The sequence below is a fragment of the Mesobacillus maritimus genome, assembly GCF_019749255.1.
Taxonomy (GTDB): Bacteria; Bacillota; Bacilli; order Bacillales; family Cytobacillaceae; genus Mesobacillus_B; species Mesobacillus_B maritimus_A.
Genome location: NZ_JACWFH010000012.1, coordinates 281217 through 304435, shown reverse-complemented (window position 1 = coordinate 304435; position 23219 = coordinate 281217). Strand labels below are relative to the sequence as shown.

Here is a 23219-nt window from a genome sequence, read left to right as displayed (position 1 = left end):
TCCCTATATTTTTATCCGTGAACTTTAAGGCTTAACTAGGAAGTACCCGGACATTTCCTGGTGTAGTGCTGAGCAGAAGTTTGTACAGTAAAGTGGGAAGGTTCCTTCTTTATCTGCAGTGAATTCAATGGTATTTGTTTGACCAGGTTGTACTTCCATATTCAAATCATATTGATTGATGGCAAAACCATGGGTAATATCTTGGTCAAAGTCAATGTTGGTAAGGTGGATAAACACTTTATCTCCTTTATTGACTTCAATGACGTCAGGACGTTCTGCCTTAGCGTCAAAAATAAATTTAGATCTCATTGCTATACCGTATACGTGAACTTCATTGCCTTTGCGCTCAATCCTTGTTTCTTCTTGGTTGTAGACAGCGTTTGGATTCTTATCATCTTTGTCATAGACGGAGATGGTTTTAATTTTGTCTGCTTTCACCAACTGAGCATAGTGTGGCTCAGGGTTTACAGGTGCCGATTGAATGACTTCCATCTTGTCACCACGAAGGTCAATCAACTGCATCGACTCTGGGTGAGATGGTCCTACAGATAGATAACTATCTTTGGCAATTTTATTAAGGGCGATAATGTATTTTCCATCTGGTGCGACGGTATCACCTTCAGCAGCAACGGCATGGCCTGGAGAATACTGAACAGGTACGCGGTCTAATGTTTCACCAGAGTTCGGATCCCATTTGACAATTTCAGAAGAAATGAACATCGTTGTGTAGGCCATTCCTTTATCATCAAATTGGGTATGAAGCGGTCCAAGAGCATTTTCAGGGTTTACTTCGCGTTCCATAACAGATTCGTATTTTACAATCGGAATGCCATTACGTTCGCCAGCAAAATCTTGATTTTTAATCGCTTCAAATGCCTTTTCAAACGAGAACACCGTCATCGCAGGAGCTAGTTTTCCAGATGCGATAAAACGAGTTCCATCTGGGGTAACGTCCACACCATGTGGAGATTTGGCCACAGGAATGAGGTAGATGCCACCTTTATGCTTTTCAGGGAAAATCATTTTTTGTCCAGTAACCTCATCATAATCGCCATCTTTCACTTTTTGCTCAAGTTCTTTCCAGTTGATGAGGACGATGTAGTCACGGTCTGCCTGGGAAGCATTGATCTCTAAATTTGTTGTTGCTTCTTCCGTGTTATAGGTGGTAATAACGGCCCAGTCACCAGACATTCCTTTACCAGCATCTGATAAATCATAGGACCATGGTGGAAGAGCAACCTGATAAGCCACATTTAACTTTTCTTTTTCTTCATCAAACGTAACAGCAGACATAACGCCACGGTATTGTTCGCTATAATCGTCTAATGAAGCATATTCACTGCCAATTGGAACAGCGAAGCGAGTAGGTAAGAACATGTACTCGGTATTTTGCGTTACAAATGCGGCACAGTGAGGTCCACTTGTATTTGGAACATTAATGATGTCTTTCGTTGTAAAGGTTTCTAAGTTCATAACTGCGGCACGACTGTTCGCAACATCGGTAGCGAATAAGTATTTTCCATCATAATCGCCTTCCGTTTCAGATAGGGCAGGGTGGTGAAGGTCACCCCAAGTAAAATCACCCATCATTTCTTTTGTATGGTTGTCAAAACCATACCCTGTTGCAGAGTCAGGTGAGAAAACAGGGACAGTACGAATATGACGCATTGATGGAACACCGTAAATAAACATTTGACCAGAGTGTCCGCCAGAGGCCATCAAATAGTATTCATCTTTTTCCCCAAAAGGGACGTACACTTTTTCAGCATTGCTTTTGTTGCTGTTGTTGTCGGCTGTTACTTGTGTCGTTTTTTCCGGAGAAAAGTCAGCGAAAAAAACGGTTGCCGCAAGCAATCCGGTTACAATCCCGGCAACAGGAGGAATCCATTTCTTCATTAACTGCACCACCTTATTTGATTATTTATATAGATTTGAAAAGTCGTAGGAGTTCTTATTTAGAAGCCTCTTGAAGTGCATCAACCACTTGTTGAATTTCTTCGTCTGTTAATGGGTTTCCGCCAATGACAGTAGACATAACGGCTGAGGTTGGTTCTTTCAAAAACTCATTAAGCGGCTTGCCATGCTTTCCTTCAACTTCGGTGAAAGCTTTAGATAAGTCTGGTCCAGTTGCTCCGCCTTCTAAATTGAGTGAAGAAACAGAGTGGCAGGATAAGCATCCTTTCGTATTCAGGATTTCACTGTTGGCAGATGTTACAGACTCAGTAGTAGGTTGTTTTGCTTCCTCATTTGAACTGTCTTCAGCAGGTGTATTGTCTTCGTTGGACTCAGTATTGACTGCGGTTTCAGTTGGAGCATCGGTAGAAGCGACGTCATCTTTTCCAGCTATTTCAAAACCCGCAAAGCCAATACCAAACCCAAGAATCGCACAAATAATAAAACTAGCCACAGAGTTTGGCATTCTCTTTCCCCCTTTAGATGAATTTACAATTTCATCCTACCCCTTGGTACGGGAGTTGAAGTGTGATTTGACTCACACTTTTCCAGCGGTTTTGTGAAAGGTTTGTGAAGAGGAGAAGAACGGAGAAATAAAAAGGCCTGACCCTTTGTTGCGTTACTGCAATGCAACAAAAGATCAGGCTTTTTATTAATATTTGTAGGTCCAAAAGCGCTCGAAGTTTAGTCTAGCCATTACCTCAGGGTCTTGATTTTTTAAGCCTTCTGCCATGCCAGCCATCATGAGTTGAGTCTGGGATTGGTGGGCTTTTATAGAATCAAACTTTTGGTCAGCGACAGCACTGACATCAAAGACGATATCGGCTTCACCAAGTTCTTCAACACAATTATTTGAAAAGGCGACACAATGTAATGTTGGTCGCTTTTCTACCGGCAATTTTTCTACCGCACGGACAACGGCAGCACCGGTTGCATCGTGGTCAGGATGGACAGAGTATCCAGGGTAGAAAGTGATGATAAGCGAAGGATCAAGTTCTTTAATCATGCTAGATATTTCATTTGTAAGCTTATCAGGGTCTTCAAATTCAATGGTTTTGTCACGATAACCTAGCATGCGTAAATCGGAGATTCCTAGGACTCTAGCCGATTCTTTTAGTTCATACTTGCGAATGCTCGGAAGTGTTTCTCTATTTGCAAATGGCGGGTTACCCATATTGCGGCCCATCTCACCAAGAGTTAGGCAGGCATAGGTAACAGGTGTCCCCATATTGACGTGTGAGGCAATCGTGCCAGAAACGCCGAATGCCTCATCATCTGGATGAGGAAATACAACCAGTACTTGTCGTTCTTTTTTCAACTGCTTTCCACGCTCCTTTAAACCTATTCGAAAGGTGTAGTGCTAATTTGTAGTGCTACAGCTAACTTCCCGTCATAATCATGTCCGGCAAGCAATAATCGCCCTTTATCATCTTGTTCATAATGGGTAATTCCTTCTGCATAAACCCATCCGAACGGAATTTTTAATCCTACTCGATACGGTCCAGCACCTGTAATCTTAGCACGCTCATAGGTTAACTTGGCGTTTCGGATATAAGCACCAGCTGAAAAGAACTGTTCATTATGATGCGACGCATATGCTCCGTTTGTGGTTTCAAGATGGACATATACTTCTGTATCCAGAAAGCCTTCAAGAGCATCCTGGACACTCTTCATATTCACTGGATCCATCGTTCTCCTCCTCCTTCCGGCAACAATTTAGTAGCTTACGTATAATCTATCTGATGCTTTAATGTAGTAGTCCTTATTCTGCTTTGCGGCCGGCCCCAAAGCGGGTATAGGCCCCGTGCATAACTGGTCCAACATATTCATTTAGCTTAAAGCCATGCTTGATTGCTTCCGATACAAAATCTTTGGCAACTGCAAATGCTTCCTCTGCCGGCAGTCCTTTTCCTAGGCCTGCTGCAATTGCTGCAGCGAACGTACAGCCTGCCCCATGCGTGTAGTTGGTGTCAAATTTCTCTGATTCATATAAACGGAACTCTTTTCCGTCATACATCAAATCAACTGCTTTATCATGTTGCAATTTACGGCCACCTTTAATCATGACATACTTTGCACCAAGGTCATGAATTTTCGCAGCTGCTTCTTTCATATCATCAATGGTTTTAATTGGGCCAGTCTGTGCAAGTTGCCATGCTTCAAATAAATTTGGAGTGACAACCGTAGCGCGTGGAAGAAGAAGCTCTCTCATCGCATCTGTGTTTTCTGGTTGAAGTACTTCATCTTCGCCTTTGCATACCATTACGGGGTCGATGACTACTTGGTCTAAACGATGCTCATCTATTTTACGAGCCGTTAACTCAATAATATCGACGGATCCTAGCATCCCAGTTTTCATTGAATCGATGCCGACCGAAAGAATGGTTTCAAGTTGCTTTTCAACTAATTCTACTGGTTGAGGGAAGACACCATGATGCCAGCCTTTTGGGTCCATGGTCACAACGGTTGTCAAAGCGGTCATCCCATAGACACCAAGTTCCTGAAAGGTCTTGAGGTCAGCTTGGATGCCAGCTCCACCACTTGAGTCTGAACCTGCAATTGTTAGTACCTTTTTCATTGTCATGTTCGTTTTCCTCCTTGAAGTTCCTTCATATGTAGTGCCATTCATCTATTTTAAGATTATACCACTCGTTTAACTGTATACAAAGAAAGACGTTTAAGAGATTGAGTCACTAAACTACGCCTTATGTCAACCGGCTAAATTAAGTTTTTTTGGGGGCGAGTGGTGATAAATGTAACTGAAAACCTTTTTTATTTCCATTACCATAGAAAAAGTATCGCTAGACAACCTTCGTTATATCTAGGATTTATCTTTAAAAAACTACCAAAGATTCCCTACACAGAATAGACAAAGTTTTGAAAAGGGATTGTAACAATTCAGACAAGGGAACTAGTTGATTTTCCTGTAAATTGGAATTATAGAGTACCAGTTAACTAGTACCTTCGTTGGGTTTGTCGGTACTTGTACAAGGTTTGTTTTAAAACCCTTGATTGAAGCGAGAAGCAACAAGGGATTTTGGAACTGTGATAATTTTTACAGATTCTCTATTTTATTGTTTCTAAAATACAAAGGGAATGTAGGAACCTTGCTTGCAGATTCCTAGGAGGATTAGGCAAATCTTAAGGGGTGAAGAAAATGCTAAAGAAGGGGTGTCCTGATGAGTACCCGATTACACTCGTTGTGAATGGGTACGAAGTAGCTGTTTTTCAGCTAACAAACCAGGATTTAGAGGATTGGGCTTATGGTTATCTCTTTTCGGAGGGATTCATTGGTAGCCCTGAAGAAGTAGAAGAAGTTGAAGTGAATGAGGATACAGGAACGATACAAGTTTCTTTAAATAATGATTTTGAACCTGAACAGATGTTTTCAAAAAAGAAACATTACACCGCTGGTTGTGGCCGGGGAGTAACGTTCTTTTCAATGACGGATGTAAAAAACTTCCGAAAGGTAACGTCGCATGAGAAATTTGCGCTTAGTTATCTATTGAAAAAGCGGAGTGAGTTTGCGCAGAACACACCTTTATATATAGAAACGGGTGGGATGCATGGGGCATGTATTATTCACGAGGACGGAAGTATTTCTGTTCGTGAAGACATAGGTCGGCATAATGCAGTGGATAAAATAATTGGTCACGCACTCAGAAAGCGTTTGCAACCAGATCGTCTTGTACTGCTTACAACCGGTAGGGTCTCATATGAAATGCTCTCAAAAACAGCGAAATTTGGTTTTGCGGTAATAGGGTCTCGGACAGCAGCTACTAAGCAAGCAATCCAGTTAGCAAGGTTTCTTAATATTGAAGTGGTTGGGTACTTAAGAGGCAAAATGGCAACGGTCTATACATCATCAGGAAGAGTCTATGATGATGTCTCAAACTCAACTGTTGCAGCTAAACCAATTGAAAGGGGTGAGGTTCTCACTATTTTCAATTAAGGAACAAAATGAAAGTGTTAAAGAAAGCATGCGCTTTCATTGAGCAAGTAAAGGGATACCTAGGGATAAGGGCTGTTTTAGGTAAATTTGGGAAGGAGAGAGAGAAATGGTTGAAATCAATCTGAATCGCAGGCAGTTTTTGAAATTGACTGGGGCGGCGGCAGCGACATTAGCTGTTGTAGAACTGGGCTTCAATGAAAAAGAAGTCCATGCCTCAACAAAAGAGTTTAAAATTGCTAAATCAACTGTAACACCAACCATTTGTTGCTACTGTGGTGTAGGATGTGGCATCTTGGTTCATACAAAAGACGACACCGTGGTTTATACAGAAGGGGATCCAGATAACCCAATCAATGAGGGGAAACTGTGCAGTAAAGGGACCACATTAAGACAATTATATACGTCAGAAAAGCGTCTGACGAAGCCGCTATACCGTGCCCCAGGTAGTGATAAATGGGAAGAAAAGTCTTGGGATTGGATGTATGACACAATCGCTAAGCGTGTAAAAGAAACGCGTGATAAGACATTTGTTCATAAAGAAGATGGCATGATTGTGAATAAAACAGAGACCATCGCAAGTCTTGGTGGAGCAGCATTGGATAATGAAGAAACGTATCTGCTTGCAAAATTAATGAGAGGGCTTGGTGTCACTTATATTGAGCACCAGGCACGAATATGACACAGTTCAACGGTTGCCGGTCTGGCACCATCGTTTGGACGTGGAGCAATGACAAACCATTGGAACGACTTGCAGCATACAGATGTCTGCATGATCATCGGGGCAAACCCTGCTGAAAACCACCCAATCAGTTTCAGATGGTTGTTAAAAGCTAGGGAAAGAGGCGGAAAAATCATTTCCGTTGACCCGCGTTTTACTAGATCTTCCTCACAGGCGGATATTTATTCTCCATTACGTTCAGGAACAGATATCGCGTTTATTGGTGGAATGATCCATTATGCAATTGAAAATAACCTATTCCACAAGGAATATGTTGCTAAATATACAAATGCCTCATTTATCGTCAAAGAAAGTTTTAAATTCAATGACGGCTTATTCTCTGGATTTGATGAAGGTACAAGTTCTTATGATAAAACACAATGGGCTTTTGAAACAGATAAAGAGGGCAACCCTCTTAAGGATGAAAAGTTGGAAAACCCTCGTTCTGTCTTCCAGCTTATGAAAAAGCATTACTCTCGTTATGATGCCGACACTGTATCAACAGTAACAGGGGCACCAAAAGAAGATTATGTAAAGATTTGTGAGTTATTCTGTTCAACTGGACAGGTAGGCAAGGCCGGAACCATCATGTATGCAATGGGAACCACTCAACATACGGTTGGAACTCAAAATGTTCGTAGTTACGCAATGCTTCAATTGCTCCTTGGGAATATCGGATTACCAGGTGGTGGGGTAAACGCACTGCGTGGTGAATCCAATGTACAAGGCTCAACGGACTTTGCCTTACTTTGGGGTGATCTTCCAGGATATCTTGGTGCTCCTAAAGCAATACCAGAACATGCAACACTGAAGGCCTTTCTTGAAAAAGAAACTCCGAAGTCAGGTTATTGGATCAATAAGCCTAAATTTTACGTTAGCTTGTTAAAGGCCTGGTATGGTCCGAATGCAACGAAAAACAATGAATTTGCCTATCAAATGCTACCAAAAGGAAATAAAAACTATTCACATATTTCATTGTTCAATGCCATGTATAAAGGCGAACTTGAAGGTGCGTTCTTATTCGGACAAAACCCTGTAGTCGGTGGCCCGAATGCTGGAAAGGAAAAAGAGTCTTTATCTAACTTGAAGTGGATGGTTGCCGTTGACCTTTGGGAAACAGAAACCTCTTCCTTCTGGCAAAAAGAGGCTGGAAGTGATCCTTCAAAAATTGCCACAGAAGTGTTCTTACTTCCTGCTTCTGCTTCTTTTGAAAAGGAAGGAAGTATCACAAATAGTTCACGCTGGATGCAATATCGTTGGAAGGCGATCGATTCTAGAGGGGAAGCGAAAGCAGACCTAGAAATTATTCATGTTCTAGCCACAAAAATTAAAGCGTTATATAAAAATGAAAATACTCCGGCAGCCCAGCCAATAAAGGCATTACATTGGGAATATGGCCACGGAGACCATCCGGACATTGACATAGTTTGTAAGGAAATCAACGGCTACGATTACAACACAGGCAAACAGGTGGTTGGTTTCGGTGCTCTTATGGATGATGGAAGCACATGCAGCGGGAACTGGATTTATTCAGGGTTTTATCCTGAAGAAGGCAATAATCGATCAAAAGCACGCGATAGCAAAAATACGGACGGCGGAACCAACTTCTTAAACTGGTCTTATGCTTGGCCAGCAAATAGGCGGATTCTTTACAATCGTGCTTCTGCTGACCCAAGTGGAAAGCCTTGGAGTAGTGAGCGAGCTGTAATCAGTTGGGATAGAGCGCAGAAGAAGTGGGTAGGAAACGATATCCCTGACTTTGTCCCAACAAAAGCACCAACAGATGAGGGCGGAATAAATCCTTTCATCATGTTAGGTGATGGAGTCGGAGGGATGTATGCCCCAACTTTAAATGATGGTCCATTCCCTGAACATTATGAGCCATTTGAAAGTCCGATTCCGAATGTTTTCTCGAGTGTCGAGATGAATCCAACCGTAAAAGTTTGGGATGGAGAGTTTAATAAGAAAGGGAATAACAAAGATTTCCCAATTGTAGCAACAACCTATCGTGTCAGTGAACATTGGCAATCAGGATCTATGACTCGAAATCAGGAATGGTTATCTGAATTAGTTCCCCATATGTATGTTGAGATGAGTGAGGAGCTTGCTAAAGAAAAAGGCATTAAAAATAAGGATAAAATTGTTGTCAGTTCGGCACGTGGGGATGTTACAGCCTATGCAATGGTAACAAAACGTTTTAAACCATATAAGCTTAAGGGTGGTACGATTCACCACATTGGAATGCCATGGCACTTTGGCTATAAAGGATATGCAACAGGAGATACAGCCAATCGTTTAACACCTCATATTGGGGATGCAAATACGATGATACCTGAATACAAAGCATTCCTCTGTAATGTAAGGAGGGCAGATTAATGGCTACTGAATATGTAAAATATGTCGATGTAACCAAATGTGATGGTTGCCGTGCTTGTATGGTTGCTTGTAAGAACTGGAATGACTTACCTGCAGAACCACAGGACTTCCTTGGGACAATGCAATCTCATGCCAATGTAACGGCAGACACATGGAACGTCCTCACGTTTGTTGAACATGAAAATTCAAAAGGCAACTTAGACTATCTCTTCCGCCATTCTTCTTGCTTTCACTGTACAGATGCAGCTTGTGAAAAGGTTTGTCCAGAGAATGCAATCAGTTACACCGACAAAGGAATGGTCGTTGTCGATCAAGATACATGTGTTGGTTGTGGCTATTGCGTGCAAAACTGCCCATTTGATGTTATCCAGCTAAAGAATTATAAGGATGAAAACGGGAAGGAATATCGGAAAGCTCATAAATGTACAATGTGCACAGACCGCCTAGATGAAGGGTTGCAACCTGCTTGTGTGACCACATGCCATACTGGAGCAATGGAATTTGGCGAAAAGGATGACATAATCAGGAAGGCAGAAAAGCGTGTGAACGAAATAAAAGAACGCTATCCAAATGCCATGGTTTATAACCCCCAAGGAGTAGGTGGAACACACACAATCTATGTACTTGCTGAAAAGCCATCGGTTTATGGCTTACCTGAGAATCCCAAGGTTCCTACATCTGCTGTTCTATGGAAAGACTATGCACAGCCAATAGGGAAGGCAATGGTTGGTGGCGTTGCCATGGCACTAGCGGGTGCTTTCGTTGCCAATAAGTTCTTTGATAAGAAGAACGGAGGACATGAAGAGGATGGGGGTGGAAACCGTGAGTAAAACACAAAACTCTCAAGTGCAGGTAAAGCGTTTTTCGAAGGCCTTTGTAGTGGCACATGCTATTAATGGTATTGCATTTATCGGGCTATATATAACCGCATTACCAATGTATACAGAGTTTTTCGATTGGTTATATCCATTGCTGGGTGGGCCAGAGGGTGCTCGTCTCGCACACAGAGTTCTTGCAGTCGCGTTTATCCTGCCTACATTTATCTTCTTAATTTTTGATCCTAAAGGATTTATGAATTGGATGAGGGAATTGGTAACTTGGAAGAAAAGAGATCTTCAGTTTTTCTCAGAGTTTGTTAAGGAGTTATTTGGCTTTAAATCAAAGCATGTGAAACAAACGTTTTTTAATGCTGGTGAGAAGATTAACTCGATTCTACAGATTGTCTGTGCGATTCTATTAATTGCGTCAGGTTTCACGATGTGGTTTCCAGATCTATTCCCTACCGCTCTCGTTCAGTGGGGATATTTCCTTCATAATGTTGGGTTTGGTCTCGGTTTTGCCGTAGTCCTTGGTCATATTTATCTGAGTGTTATTCATAAACATTCGCGACCAGGATTTACTGGTGTCATAACAGGGAAAGTTCCAGCAGAGTGGGCAAAAAGCCACTATACAGAATGGTATGAGGAAGAAGTTAAAAAAGGCAACTTCCCTGACTTAGATGATCCAAAGAACAAAAAGAATAAAGGTGCATGATAAATAGAAAAGCGGAACCGCCTTGTTTAGCTCCGACAGGCATAAGATGCACCTGAATAGAAGGCGTTCTTTGCCTTCAATTCAGGGGTAGCTTATGACCCGAGGAGCTAGGCGGTGCAGCTAGACCATAGAAAAGCGGAACCGCCGTGTTCAGCTATAGCTTCACACTGAAAACTATATAGAGCAAGGAACAAAATGGCTGTCTGTAATAGGACAGCCATTCCTAAAAAAAGAATAAGTGTTTAATAGTGATAAATAGAAGAGTTTGTAAATTTGAAAGAGGTGTAGCAGGATGAAAAAATCCGTTGTTTCAAAGGAATACACAAACCTACAGAAAGAAATCGTTAAGCTACAGGAACAGTGGAAGCAAAGCCTCAATCCTGATAGGATAAAGCCGAACCTGGATAAGGCTGCACTGAACGCTGGAGTGCCAGTGGCGGCATTAACGGTTATTGATTTTGAAATTACCCTATTCATACAGTGGATAGATGAGATAAATAAACTTATTGCAAAGAATAATCCGGAATTAGAAGGAAAGTTAACTAAGGTTAGTGAATTACTTAATGAGGAAACTGCAATTCGTTGGATTGATGAAGCATTTGCTTTAAACCACATTTATTTTAATCGTTTTGCGCAGGAGAATGAAATCGAAGAATGGATTCCACAGTTTTTAGCAGAAACGGCATTAAGACCTTATTTACAGCTTACAGCAGAAAAGGTCCAGGTCGAAATCCATCAGGCTATTCCAGGCTCAGGATGTCCGGTATGTGGGGAACCTGTTCGTTTAGCGCAATTAGAGGGTGAAGGGAAAAAGGTCATCCACTGCCCACGCTGCTTAGCACATTGGGCAGAAAAACGTATTGCTTGTTCACACTGTGGGAATGACGATCACAAAACAATACAAAATATTACAATAGAGGAAGACCCTACCTCACAAATTCAGGTTTGTGAAAAATGCCATGGTTATGTGAAGGTAATCGATACAAGACAATATATTTCCAAGCCTTCTTCTGCTATCCTTGACCTAAACACCATTCATCTTGATTTTATCGCACAAGAAAATGGTTACAAAGCTGTAGTAGATTATAATGATTCAATTAGATAGAGAAAAAGATTTCTGATTAATAGGCTTTGTTAAAAGGCATTTTCGTTTTACTCTTGTTGATGGGAGCAAGGCGGCAGGATATTCCTTGGAACCCTGCGAAAAGCGAGTAGATGGAGTGGGAATCAATCTGCTTTTTAATTAACAAAGATAAATTTAGAAGAGGTGCTATTGATGAAAGCCGGGGCCATTATTTTAGCAGGCGGCAAATCAAGTAGAATGGGGAAGAATAAAGCGCTTCTTCCATTTAATGATAAGACAAATATAGAGAGAATCAGAAATGAACTTCAATCTCTGTTTGATGATATAATTTTAGTAACAAATAATCCAGAATCCTATGAATTTTTAAATCTTAAATCGATTTCAGATGAATTTACTGGCAAGGGACCTCTTGCCGGGATTCATGCTGGGTTAATGGCCTCTGACTATGAGGAAAATATCGTGGTCGCATGCGACATGCCTTTTGTTTCGGCTGAGCTTGCATCTACCCTTGTTCAAAACTTAAAGCATTTTGACGCGATTATCCCAGTTATCGGTGGGAAAAAGCATCCATTATTTGCAGCTTACCAAAAGCGGATTGTTCCTGAGATTCAAGCCTGTTTAATGGAAGACCGCTTACGAGTCATACATTTATTGGACAAACTCAATGTCCGCTATCTGGATGAAAATGATTTACAGGTTTATAGTGATGGAAGTTTAGAAGAAATCTTTTTCAATATGAATGTACCGGAAGAATACGAAGAAGCGAAACAACGAGTGGAAAAAGGGGAATAACCACAGAGACTACAAGGTTCGTCAGAAGAAAGGGTGGAGTGGAGATGCAATTCTTTAAAGTGAAAACCGTAGAGGAGACCTTTGCCTTAATACAGGAAAAAATAGCTAAGGTTGGGGAGGTGTCTGTCTGCGCTCTTGAAGAGGCTCTTCATTGCGTCCTTGCCGAACCTGTTGCAGCAGGTGAGAATGTTCCAGCTTTTGATCGGTCAACCGTTGATGGATACGCCGTTGTCGCGAAGGATACCTATGGTTCATCTGAGTCAATGCCTGGATTTTTAACTGTTTCAGGGGAAGTTAAAATGGGAGAGGCAGCAACGACACCTTTATCACGTGGGGAAGCCATTTATGTTCCGACAGGAGGAATGCTTCCTCCTGGTAGTGATAGTGTCTTAATGATTGAACATTGTGAGGAAATTAGCGGTTTATTAAATACATATAAACAAATTGCTCCAGGTGAAAATGTCATCCGCGCTGGGGAAGATATCAAGGCTGGAGAAATCTTGCTTGAAGCAGGTACTAAGCTTCGTCCCCAAGAAATTGGGGCGCTCGCCTCTCTGGGGATATCGAAAGTAAGCGTCTACCGTCCGATTAAGGCAGCCTATCTTTCAACAGGAGACGAAATTGTTCCATATGATACAGAGAAGTTGGAAATTGGACAAATTCGCGATATCAATTACTTGACTGTCTCTGGTCTTGCACGTGAATGGGGCGTTGAAGTGATCTATGGAGGAATTACCACTGATGATTACGATGTGTTCGCTTCGAAAGCCCGTGAACTTTATGAACAGGCGGACATTTTGATTTTATCAGGAGGCAGTTCAGTCGGAGCGAAGGATTATACGACTGAAGTGATTCAATCCCTTGGAGACCCGGGCGTGTTTGTTCATGGAATCAGTATCAAGCCTGGGAAACCGACAATTTTAGCTGTTGCAGAAGGAAAGCCTGTCATTGGGCTACCTGGACATCCGGCTTCTGCGATGATCATTTTTAGACTGTTTGGTGAAAAAATCATCAAGAAATTGCAAGGAGAACAAGCTCAACCAAAGCCTGAGCGAGTCTTTGCACGCATGACCAAGAATATTGCCTCTTCACCAGGACGTTCCGATTATATTCGCGTCCGTCTGTTTATGAAAGAAGGCGAATGGTGGGCAGAGCCAATCATCGGGAAGTCGGGGTTGATCACAACATTGGTAAAAAGCGATGGGATTGTTGAAATTAGTTCGGAAAAAGAAGGAATCTCACAGGGTGAATACGTACCTGTTTTAGCATCGAAATAAGGGGGAGCTTAAATCATGGATGAAAAGAGATACCAACGGAAAATTTACCTGGAGGACAAGCCAAGGGCTGAGGCGTTACGGGAAATTCTTGACTATGCCAGCTTGTCGCCTGAAACCGAACTCATCCCAATTAGCGATGCTTTAGGCAGGATTACGGCAGAACCAATCTTTGCAAATGTTTCAATGCCCCATTACCATGCTTCAGCAATGGATGGGATTGCTGTCAATGCGGAAGAAACGTATGAAGCACATGAACAGAGGCCGCTTCATTTAAAAAAAGGCGAACAATTTGTTTATGTTGATACAGGCAATGCGATCCCGCAACATTTTAATGCCGTCATTATGATTGAAAATGTTCAAATCCTCGATAACAATACGATTGAGATCATTGAACCGGCAACACCTTGGCAGCATATTCGTCCAATCGGTGAAGACATTGTTCAGGAAGAAATGCTTTTCCCACAAGGACATCAATTGCGCCCAGCGGATTTAGGGGCTTTATTAGCGGCGCAGATTACCATGGTACCGGTAGCGAAGAAACCATTGGTGACCATCATTCCAACTGGAAATGAATTAATTCAAGCAGATGCATCACTAGCTGCGGGGAAAATCATTGAATTTAATGGCACGGTATTTGCCAATTATATAAAAGAATGGGGCGGAAACCCAGATTTAAAAGAGATCGTTAGGGATGAGCCAGAAAATATAAAAAAGGCCCTTATTGATGCGGTTGAGACTTCGGACATTGTGGTTATAAATGCGGGGTCATCCGCAGGCTCAAAGGATTATACAGTCCATATTCTTGCAGAATTAGGTACAGTTTTTACCCACGGGGTCGCGACAAGGCCTGGAAAACCGGTCATCCTTGGCGAAATCAATGGGAAAATAGTTGTAGGTGTGCCTGGATATCCAGTGTCCGCTTATTTGGCACTAGAGTGGTTTGTTCGACCGCTTGTTTGTCAATATTTGCAAGTTCCTGTTCCGAAAAGACAAACACTTCAAGTGAAATTAGGACGTCGAATTGTCTCAACAATGGGTGCAGAGGACTTTATTCGAATGAATATCGGCTATGTGAATGGCCAATTTATTGCCAATCCGTTAACGAGAGCGGCAGGTGTAACAATGTCACTCGTACGAGCTGATGGTCTACTTGTCATTCCTCCGGAGTTGCTAGGATATGAACAAGGTGATACGGTTGAAATCGAATTGCTCCGTCCACTGGAGGAAATTAAAAGTGCAATTGTTTTTTCTGGAAGTCATGATCTGACGATTGATTTGCTTTCATCCCAACTTAAACGAGAGCGGACTGACATGAAAATTGTATCTTCCCATGTAGGAAGCATGGCTGGTGTCATGGCAATTAGAAAAGGGGAAGCCCATGTAGCGGGCATTCATTTGTTAGACCCTGAAACAAAGGAATATAATGTTTCCTATGTAAAGAAACTTTTGGCTGGACAAGAGGTTGTCCTGTATCCATTTTTAAAAAGAACTCAAGGGTGGATTGTGCCAAAGGGAAATCCATTAGAAGTGACTGGAGTTGCTGAATTAGCACAAACCCAAGCGGATTATGCCAACCGCCAAAAAGGTGCAGGAACGAGAATCCTATTTGATTTATTGTTAAAAGAACAAGGATTAACGCCAGAACAAATCAATGGGTATGACCGTGAGATGTTCTCTCATTTAAGTGTGGCAGCAGAAGTAAAAGGAAATGAACGGGCAGTGGGGCTAGGCATTTACCCAGCAGCGAAAGCAATGAACCTAGAGTTTATCCCAGTAGCCGACGAATCTTATGACCTGTTAATGACAAAGGCCTTTTTTGAAAGCGATAAAGGGCGTTGGCTGCAAACGGTTATTCAGTCAGATGCTTTTAAAGCAGAAGTCGATAAAATTGGCGGGTATAAAGTCGTAAGTCAGGCTGAGCCTGTGTTTTTGTAGGTTTTATGAGCAGAATGTTTATTTTATATAACGAGTGATTGGAGCGGAGGGCACGAAGACTCCTGCGGGAGTACGGGGCAGGGGAGACCTAGGTTGAATTGGTCCGCGTGAGGGACCAATTAACCCCACAGGCGCATAAGCGCCGAGGAGATAGAAAAGCGGAAGCGCCTTGTTCAGCCCCGACAAGCGCTGGAGGGCTGGCAGATGAAGTCGTTCTTTGACTTCAACTGACGGACCGAAGCGACTCGAGGGGCTAGGCGCTGGAGCTGGCCAGGCTCCCGGACTGCCCGCGAACCGTTCGTGCCTGGAGCGCAAATCAACCCACTTATAACAGAGCAATGTTTTTAACAGAACCTTGAGGTGAACAAAATGATGTATGAAATCGCAAAGGATCCGATTGACATTCAATCGGTTATTGATAAAGTGGTTCAGCGAGAAGCCGGTGCCATTAACACGTTCATTGGAACCGTTAGAGAGCTAACCAAGGGAAAGAAAACTCTCTATCTCATTTACGAAGCTTATGAACCAATGGCTGTTAAGAAGTTGGAGCAGATTGGCAATGAGATTAAGGAACGCTGGGAAGGGGCAGAAGTAGCCATCACGCACCGAGTGGGTAAACTTGATATTACCGATGTTGCTGTTGTGATTGCCGTATCAACACCCCACCGTGCGGATTCCTATGAAGCGAATCGATATGCAATTGAACGAATTAAAGAGATTGTGCCAATCTGGAAAAAAGAGCATTGGGAAGACGGACAAGAATGGATTGGAAACCAGCTTGAGACAGTCGCATACCCAAGTGGAAAGCCAGAGGAGGGTGATTTGAATGAATAAGATTTTGTTTTTCGCCCACTTAAGGGATGAAGTAGGGGAAGAATCAGTAACCATTGATGCATCGGGGAAAACCGTAGCTGAAGTAAAAGCGCTAGTGGCTGAACAATATAAGCTACAAAAACTTGACTCGGCGATGACGGCAATCAATGAAGAATTTGCTCCGAACGATGAAGTCATTAAGGATGGAGACGTCATAGCCTTTATTCCACCAGTAAGCGGAGGCTGATGTCTCCGTGTTTTTTTCTTATCAGGATCAAATAGATTATTTTAACTAGGAGGAATCTCCGATGTCAGAAAGATATTCACGCCAGACCCTATTTCCTCCAATTGGCAATGATGGTCAGGAAAAAATAAGACGTAAGCATGTATTGATTATTGGTGCTGGTGCCTTAGGTTCTGGTAACGCTGAAGTGATAACGCGGGCTGGAGTCGGTAAGTTGACAATAATAGACCGAGATTATGTTGAGGCAAGCAATCTGCAGCGACAACAACTATATACAGAAGAAGATGTAGCGGAAAAGCTACCGAAGGCTGCTGCTGCAGAAAAAAGGTTGAAGGCAATTAACTCAGAGGTTGAAATCCGCTCTATTATTGGGGATGCAACACCCGAAAAACTAGCTGAACTAGGTGCTGATGTAGATTTAATTCTCGACTCAACTGACAATTTTGAAACAAGAATGGCGATTAATGATATCTCTCAAAAGTTTGAAATCCCTTGGATTTATGGAGCTTGCGTGGCCAGCTTTGGGATGAGCTTTACGGTTGTTCCGGGGCAGACTCCATGTCTAAATTGTCTGTTAAAAACAATCCCAATTCAAGGAATGACCTGCGATACCGGCGGCATTATTGGGCCTGCTGTGCAAATGGTCATTGCTCATCAAACGGCGGAAGCATTGAAAATCCTTGTCGAAGATTGGGAAGCAGTGAGAACGTCATTCGTTAGCTTTGATTTATGGAGAAATCAATACTCGAGTATGAAGATGTCGCGTGCGAAGGACCCTGGATGCTTATCTTGTGGGGAACATCGGGAATACCCGTACCTCAATGCTGAAAACATGACCAAAACCAGCGTTCTATGTGGACGAGACACCGTTCAAATTCGCCCGCCACATTCTGAAGGGGTCGATTTAAGAGATATGGCTGGGAAACTTAAAGCACTAGGATATGAAGTGAAGGGAAATCCTTACCTACTATCTGCAGAGATGGACTCTAATCGTTTTGTCCTGTTTCAAGACGGACGAGCTCTCATTCATGGAACAAAAGACATTACGCAGGCTAAGAGCTTGTATAATCGATTGCTAGGCTAATAGTAAGTGACAACAGCTTCAATTTAAAGATTGAAACCAGTACTTCTCTAGTAAAACGTAATGATTTCTCCATATTGAAAAATCATTACGTTTTTTATTTTAGTTTGATAGGGATGTGTTATAAAATGAGTAAGTTTGAATGGAGAAAACAATTAAAGGAACTTTATCTACCAAAGAACCAGCCTGTTATTATTGAGGTCCCCACAATGAACTATCTCACTATAGAAGGCAGGGGAAATCCGAACGGTGAACGATTCAGGGAAAAGATCGAAACCCTATATTCTTTATCATATGGTATTAGAATGTTGCCTAAAAAAGGGATAACACCAGAGGGGTATTTTGAGTATACGGTATTTCCTCTTGAGGGAGTCTGGGATTTAGACGAAGAAGGTAGAAAATTGGATTATTTAAGCAAGGAACATTTCGTCTATAAATTAATGATTAGACAACCTGATTTTGTGACAAAAGAGTTATACGATTCTGTCTTGGAAATGGTAAAGAAAAAAAAGCCCGACCTCCAGTTAGACAATAGTAAATTTGAAAGGATTGGAGAGGGTTTATGTGTTCAAGCGATGCATAATGGAAGTTATGAGACTGAACCACAAACCTTTGCTTTAATGGAACAGTTTTGTAGCCAAAATAATCTTAAAAGAGTCGAAAAAACACATAAGGAAATATATATTACCGACGTTAGAAAAACAGCTCCAGAGAAACTAAAGACGGTTCTTAGATTTAAAGTAGCGGAAATATAACTTTTTTTTAGTTTTGGCCTTTGGGAACATCTCATTCTATTTGAGGTGTTTTTTTTAATACAAGTGCTTGTAAACGAATAGAAACCACACTCTTACATTAAAATTGGCTTTAATCTTTACTAAAGCAGCCTTGTTTAATCTGTTAAAATAGATAAGAGTCATTTGGTATTCATAGATTGAAAGGAAGATAGGAATGGACCAAGAACGAATAGATAACCGTTGGGGCGAGCTCCTAAAGGATGAATTCAACAAGGAGTATTTTTTACATTTAAATACGTTTCTTGACAAGGAGTATGAAGAGCAAACCATTTATCCCAAAAGAGAAGATATGTTCAATGCACTTAAGTATACAGATTTCGATGATGTAAAAGTGGTACTACTTGGACAAGACCCTTATCATGGACCAAATCAAGCACATGGCTTAAGCTTTTCGGTGAAGCCAGGAGTGAAAATTCCACCTTCATTAAGAAATGTGTTTAAAGAGCTTCAACATGATATGGGGTGTAGCATCCCGGATCATGGCTATTTAGCAAAGTGGGCAGATCAAGGTGTTTTGTTATTAAATACCGTTTTAACCGTACGTGAAGGGGAAGCACACTCCCATAAGGGGAAGGGGTGGGAAGTATTAACGGATAAAATCATTTCACTATTAAATGACCGTGAGAAACCAGTTGTTTTCTTGCTCTGGGGAAAACCAGCACAATCCAAAATGAACCTAATAAATCTACAAAAGCATTTCATTCTTACTTCAGTCCATCCTAGTCCACTTTCTGCGAGTAGAGGATTTTTTGGGAATCATCATTTTTCACGAATCAATGAGTATCTTCGCTCCAAAGGCGAAAAAGAAATAGATTGGCAGTTATAATGCATAGTACTTCGACATGTTCCACGTGGAACAGACAATTCTTGTTTCATGTTTCGTGTAAAAAACGTTGAATTAAGGTAGAATGGTATCGAGAAATGACAACTAGTAAAGCGTGGTGAAACTGTGAATATATCGCTACAAAAATTACTTTTAAAAATGGAGAAAGAATTAAAAAGTGCAAAAGAGGCTGGATCAGAGTCGACCATGAGAGAGCGAATTCATTCTCTTAAAACATTATGTGAGTTAGTGCTAGATGAACCAGGAACAGGCAGTACGGTACAACCAGTACTACCGCAGAGCCAGAAAATGTCTGCACCACCCATACATAATGCCATAGTCTCACCAACACATGTCCCTTATCAGCCCCAACAAGGAATAACTCAATCGAAAAAAATTGAAATGGATGATGAAGCGAACGGAGATTCTTTGTTAGACTTTTAATAAAAGGCTGTGTTAATTCGATCTGGTTTACGTTCATTCAGTTGATTCAAGCTGGCTAGGGTATCGGGCGTTCCTTATAGAGCAAGGTGCCTGGAGTGGAAAATGAACAACTAGTTTACAGAAATTTGAAATAAAACATGAGGGAGAGTAGATGATGAAACTCTTTATTATTATTGGAGCAGTTAATGCCTTTCTTGCTGTGGCACTAGGGGCTTTTGGTGCACATGGTTTAGAGGGAAAAGTACCTGCAAAGTATTTGGAAACCTGGCAAACAGGTGTGACCTATCAGATGTTTCATGCGGTGGGTATTTTAATTATTGGAATTTTACTAGGGAACCTACCAGCAACATCCTTATTAAGCTGGTCAGGATGGCTAATGTTAATCGGCATCATCCTTTTCTCTGGTAGTTTGTATGTATTAACTTTAACGCAAATTAGTGTTCTTGGTGCTATTACTCCATTAGGAGGCGTCTCTTTCCTCGTTGCCTGGGTATTGCTGATTATCGCGGCAGTTCGATATATGTAAACCTAAACAAAAAAGGAGCTCTGCAGGAGCTCCTTTTTGTGTGGAAAATGCGTTTTACCTTGGAGGATAGGCAGTTAACCCAGCTCCGCCAAATGGATAGTCGTACTCAATTTCTTCTTCAAAAGTGACATAATCTAAGTAAACCATCAATAGGAGATACCGCATACCTGTTTGTGGGTCACTAAGGATGATATGATCTCTTCCGGCAGCTTCAATAATGCCTTTGAAAATCTTGGAATTCCATTCTTGACTGGCATCAAAGCTCATATAAACTGTTGCGAGCTTTCCTTTATTTAGACGAAGGATGTTTTCAATATAAGATTGTTCAGCTGGCAGCATACCTGGTACTTGAATCCCTGTTCCACTAGATGATGGAAAAACTCCCTGTGGTGGTGGCGTCATCGGTTGTGCTCCCGCCATGCCACCGTTCATTTGTGGTTGTGCAGTTTGACTATAAGGATAGCCGTTGTTCGCTTGTGTTGGGTAACCTTGTTGACCCTGGCCATTTGACCCTCTAAAAGGTGTATAAGCCTGAGGATATGTCTGATTGTAATATGGATAATTCGATTGACTCATTCTTTTCCCTCCCGAATGAAAATAATAGTCACGAAAAATAAAGAAGCCTCACTATTTCAACTTTATGAGGAGAGACGGGATTTATGACAAAAAGAATTTGAGATAGGTCCACTGTAGCTGATTGTAATTGTAGGGGATAATGATAAAAAAATACCCTATAGAAGGCTCTATAGGGTAGGATTAAATTACTTTACATCAAGAAAGGACTGAACACGGTCAACATCAAGAAGGTTTCCAACAAAGAAAGACCCAAATTCACCATAACGTGCACTTACCTCATCAAAGCGCATTTCATAAACAAGCTTTTTAAATTGAAGAACATCGTCAGCAAACAAAGTGACGCCCCATTCGTAGTCGTCAAAGCCGACAGAACCAGTAATAATTTGCTTCACTTTGCCTGCATATTGACGGCCAATCATACCGTGGCTGTACATCATCTTTTTGCGATCTTCCATGGAAAGCATGTACCAGTTATCGTTTCCTTGACGACGCTTGTCCATTGGATAGAAGCATACATGGTTTGCTTTTGGAAGCTCAGGATATAGACGAGCCCGTACATGTGGATTTTGGTAAGGGTCGCCACCTTCACCAGCAAGATAGTTGCTTAATTCTACTACAGATACATAAGAATGAGCTGGAATTGTATATTCCGCTAGTTTTGATTTATTGAATTCGGTTTCAATTTCATTTAATTCTTCCATTGTTGGGCGAAGAATCATCATCATAAAATCTGCCTTTTGTCCGACAATGGTATAAAGGGCATGGCTACCTTGTTGCTCAGCTTGAGTCTTGTTCCATTTCTCAACAAGTCCTAAGAATTCATTAATGGCTGCCTGGCGCTCATCACTAGGCGTCATTTTCCAAGTAGTCCAATCGATTGTGCGGAAATCATGTAGGCAATACCAACCATCGAGCGTTTGTGCTGCTTCACTCATTTATCTCACTCCTAAAAATCGATAATTTACAACAATACTATATCACAGTTTTGCCATAGAATACTCGAATAACACCTTCCTGGACATTTGTTTTGGAATACACAAGGAAAAGTCGGATATTTTAGCAAGCAGATGTAAATAATGATGTTGGATATATCGTTTTCGTTTAAAAATTGGCAAAAAAGAAACTTTTTTGTCGAAAACGCTAACAACCTTGAATTTTTAATAGGGTAAAGTATGCTAGGAAAGTAAAGGTTAAAGAGGAGGATTCAGTATGAGTGATTTATTTACTGGCCTAAAAGAAAAACTAAGCGGACAAAATTTACGCATTGTTTTTCCAGAAGGATTAGATGAAAGAGTATTAACAGCAGCTGGTCGTTTAGCTGCCGATGGAGTACTTACCCCAATTTTAGTAGGGAATATTGAAGAAATTCAAGCAAAGGCAAGTGGACTTGGCGTAGCTCTTGATTCAGTAGAAATCTACGATCCAAACAGCTTTGCTGCGATGGATGAGCTTGTGGCTTCTTTCGTTGAAAGACGAAAAGGAAAAGCAACTGAAGAGCAAGCGCGTAAAATTCTACTTGATGAAAACTACTTTGGAACGATGCTTGTACATACAAACCGTGCGGACGGTCTAGTGAGCGGAGCCGCACATTCGACTGCAGACACAGTGAGACCGGCGTTACAAATCATTAAGACGAAGGAAGGCGTACGCAAAACTTCTGGTGTCTTCATTATGGTTCGCGAAGATGAAAAATATGTGTTTGCTGATTGTGCCATCAATATCGCACCAGATAGCCAAGACCTTGCTGAAATCGCGATTGAAAGTGCAAAAACGGCAAGAATGTTTGATATCGATCCGCGCGTTGCGATGCTAAGCTTCTCTACAAAAGGTTCAGCGGTTTCACCGGAAACAGACAAAGTTTCTACAGCAGTTGCTGCTGCGAAAGAGCGTGAACCTGAGCTTGTATTAGATGGAGAATTCCAATTTGACGCTGCCTTTGTTCCATCTGTAGCCGAAAAGAAGGCACCAGATTCAGTTCTTAAAGGCGATGCAAATGTATTTGTATTCCCAAGCTTAGAAGCAGGGAATATTGGTTATAAAATTGCCCAACGTTTAGGAAACTTCGATGCAGTGGGACCAATTCTTCAGGGCTTAAATCGTCCAGTAAACGATCTTTCCCGTGGTTGTAGCGAGGAAGATGTCTATAAACTGGCGATTATTACAGCAGCACAAGCTTTGGCCTAGTAAAAATTAAATCCTTGATTGAGCCGGTTTCAAAGGTGGGAACCGGTTTTTTCTATAGGTCAAGGAAGGGTAAGCTACGTAGAAAATGGTATACTATCCTAGTGAATACTAGCC

23 protein-coding genes are annotated in these 23219 nt (G+C 41.6%); 16 read left to right on the top strand and 7 right to left on the bottom strand.

Features of this window, described 5'->3' with window-relative positions:
* Window positions 1-24 precede the first annotated feature (24 nt).
* The 5 genes from nosZ to pdxK form a co-directional block, all read right to left on the bottom strand.
* Window positions 25-1896, bottom strand: a complete 1872-nt coding sequence (nosZ, locus tag H0185_RS11845) for a Sec-dependent nitrous-oxide reductase (protein WP_221873695.1) — start codon at window positions 1894-1896, stop codon at window positions 25-27.
* A 55-nt stretch (window positions 1897-1951) separates the two neighbouring features.
* The gene (locus tag H0185_RS11840; protein WP_221873694.1) at window positions 1952-2419 is read right to left on the bottom strand and encodes a c-type cytochrome; all 468 of its coding nucleotides are present in this window, start codon (window positions 2417-2419) and stop codon (window positions 1952-1954) included.
* A gap of 186 nt (window positions 2420-2605) precedes the next feature.
* A complete protein-coding gene (gene bshB2 / locus H0185_RS11835) occupies window positions 2606-3271 on the bottom strand; it encodes a bacillithiol biosynthesis deacetylase BshB2 (protein WP_221873693.1) in 666 nt (221 codons plus the stop codon).
* 23 nt (window positions 3272-3294) lie between these two features.
* Window positions 3295-3642, bottom strand: coding sequence for a YojF family protein (locus tag H0185_RS11830; RefSeq protein ID WP_221873692.1), 348 nt, complete (start codon window positions 3640-3642; stop codon window positions 3295-3297).
* 73 nt (window positions 3643-3715) lie between these two features.
* Window positions 3716-4537, bottom strand: a complete 822-nt coding sequence (gene pdxK, locus H0185_RS11825) for a pyridoxine/pyridoxal/pyridoxamine kinase (RefSeq protein WP_221873691.1) — start codon at window positions 4535-4537, stop codon at window positions 3716-3718.
* A gap of 573 nt (window positions 4538-5110) precedes the next feature.
* Here pdxK and fdhD point away from each other — a divergent pair.
* The 15 genes from fdhD (at window position 5111) to H0185_RS11750 (ending at window position 20345) form a co-directional block, all read left to right on the top strand.
* Window positions 5111-5905: a formate dehydrogenase accessory sulfurtransferase FdhD gene (gene fdhD / locus H0185_RS11820; RefSeq protein WP_221873690.1), complete on the top strand. Its 795-nt coding sequence runs from the start codon at window positions 5111-5113 to the stop codon at window positions 5903-5905.
* A gap of 106 nt (window positions 5906-6011) precedes the next feature.
* Entirely contained in the window at window positions 6012-8999 is a 2988-nt protein-coding gene (gene fdnG / locus H0185_RS11815; protein ID WP_221873689.1) for a formate dehydrogenase-N subunit alpha, read from the top strand.
* Window positions 8999-9829 carry a 4Fe-4S dicluster domain-containing protein gene (locus tag H0185_RS11810; RefSeq protein WP_221873688.1) on the top strand — a complete coding sequence of 277 codons (831 nt, stop codon included), beginning with the start codon at window positions 8999-9001 and terminating at the stop codon, window positions 9827-9829. Before fdnG ends, H0185_RS11810 begins: the two co-directional genes overlap by 1 nt.
* On the top strand, window positions 9822-10532 hold the full coding sequence (locus H0185_RS11805; protein WP_343223141.1) for a formate dehydrogenase subunit gamma: 711 nt from the start codon (window positions 9822-9824) through the stop codon (window positions 10530-10532). Before H0185_RS11810 ends, H0185_RS11805 begins: the two co-directional genes overlap by 8 nt.
* Before the next feature lie 292 nt (window positions 10533-10824).
* Window positions 10825-11637, top strand: coding sequence for a formate dehydrogenase accessory protein FdhE (locus tag H0185_RS11800; RefSeq protein WP_221873686.1), 813 nt, complete (start codon window positions 10825-10827; stop codon window positions 11635-11637).
* 171 nt (window positions 11638-11808) lie between these two features.
* Window positions 11809-12408: a molybdenum cofactor guanylyltransferase gene (gene mobA / locus H0185_RS11795; protein ID WP_221873685.1), complete on the top strand. Its 600-nt coding sequence runs from the start codon at window positions 11809-11811 to the stop codon at window positions 12406-12408.
* A 44-nt stretch (window positions 12409-12452) separates the two neighbouring features.
* Complete coding sequence (locus H0185_RS11790) at window positions 12453-13685, top strand: molybdopterin molybdotransferase MoeA (protein ID WP_221873684.1); 1233 nt, start codon at window positions 12453-12455, stop codon at window positions 13683-13685.
* Between the two features lie 15 nt (window positions 13686-13700).
* Entirely contained in the window at window positions 13701-15620 is a 1920-nt protein-coding gene (locus H0185_RS11785) for a molybdopterin biosynthesis protein (RefSeq protein WP_221873683.1), read from the top strand.
* Between the two features lie 369 nt (window positions 15621-15989).
* Window positions 15990-16454: a molybdenum cofactor biosynthesis protein MoaE gene (locus H0185_RS11780; protein ID WP_221873682.1), complete on the top strand. Its 465-nt coding sequence runs from the start codon at window positions 15990-15992 to the stop codon at window positions 16452-16454.
* On the top strand, window positions 16447-16680 hold the full coding sequence (gene moaD, locus H0185_RS11775; RefSeq protein WP_221873681.1) for a molybdopterin converting factor subunit 1: 234 nt from the start codon (window positions 16447-16449) through the stop codon (window positions 16678-16680). Before H0185_RS11780 ends, moaD begins: the two co-directional genes overlap by 8 nt.
* A 61-nt stretch (window positions 16681-16741) precedes the next feature.
* Window positions 16742-17761: a thiazole biosynthesis adenylyltransferase ThiF gene (locus H0185_RS11770; RefSeq protein ID WP_221873680.1), complete on the top strand. Its 1020-nt coding sequence runs from the start codon at window positions 16742-16744 to the stop codon at window positions 17759-17761.
* A 125-nt stretch (window positions 17762-17886) separates the two neighbouring features.
* Window positions 17887-18513 carry a GyrI-like domain-containing protein gene (locus H0185_RS11765; protein ID WP_221873679.1) on the top strand — a complete coding sequence of 209 codons (627 nt, stop codon included), beginning with the start codon at window positions 17887-17889 and terminating at the stop codon, window positions 18511-18513.
* A 193-nt stretch (window positions 18514-18706) separates the two neighbouring features.
* Window positions 18707-19378 carry a uracil-DNA glycosylase gene (locus H0185_RS11760; protein ID WP_221873678.1) on the top strand — a complete coding sequence of 224 codons (672 nt, stop codon included), beginning with the start codon at window positions 18707-18709 and terminating at the stop codon, window positions 19376-19378.
* A 123-nt stretch (window positions 19379-19501) separates the two neighbouring features.
* On the top strand, window positions 19502-19819 hold the full coding sequence (locus H0185_RS11755) for a YwdI family protein (protein ID WP_221873677.1): 318 nt from the start codon (window positions 19502-19504) through the stop codon (window positions 19817-19819).
* Window positions 19820-19973: 154 nt separating this feature from the next.
* The gene (locus H0185_RS11750) at window positions 19974-20345 is read left to right on the top strand and encodes a DUF423 domain-containing protein (RefSeq protein ID WP_221873799.1); all 372 of its coding nucleotides are present in this window, start codon (window positions 19974-19976) and stop codon (window positions 20343-20345) included.
* 54 nt (window positions 20346-20399) lie between these two features.
* Here the strand turns inward: H0185_RS11750 and gerQ are convergent, their stop codons facing one another.
* Window positions 20400-20921 carry a spore coat protein GerQ gene (gerQ, locus tag H0185_RS11745; protein ID WP_221873676.1) on the bottom strand — a complete coding sequence of 174 codons (522 nt, stop codon included), beginning with the start codon at window positions 20919-20921 and terminating at the stop codon, window positions 20400-20402.
* A 185-nt stretch (window positions 20922-21106) separates the two neighbouring features.
* A complete protein-coding gene (gene hemQ / locus H0185_RS11740) occupies window positions 21107-21856 on the bottom strand; it encodes a hydrogen peroxide-dependent heme synthase (RefSeq protein WP_221873675.1) in 750 nt (249 codons plus the stop codon).
* A 274-nt stretch (window positions 21857-22130) separates the two neighbouring features.
* Between hemQ and pta the strand changes: the two genes are divergently transcribed.
* A complete protein-coding gene (gene pta, locus H0185_RS11735) occupies window positions 22131-23105 on the top strand; it encodes a phosphate acetyltransferase (RefSeq protein WP_221873674.1) in 975 nt (324 codons plus the stop codon).
* Window positions 23106-23219 lie beyond the last annotated feature (114 nt).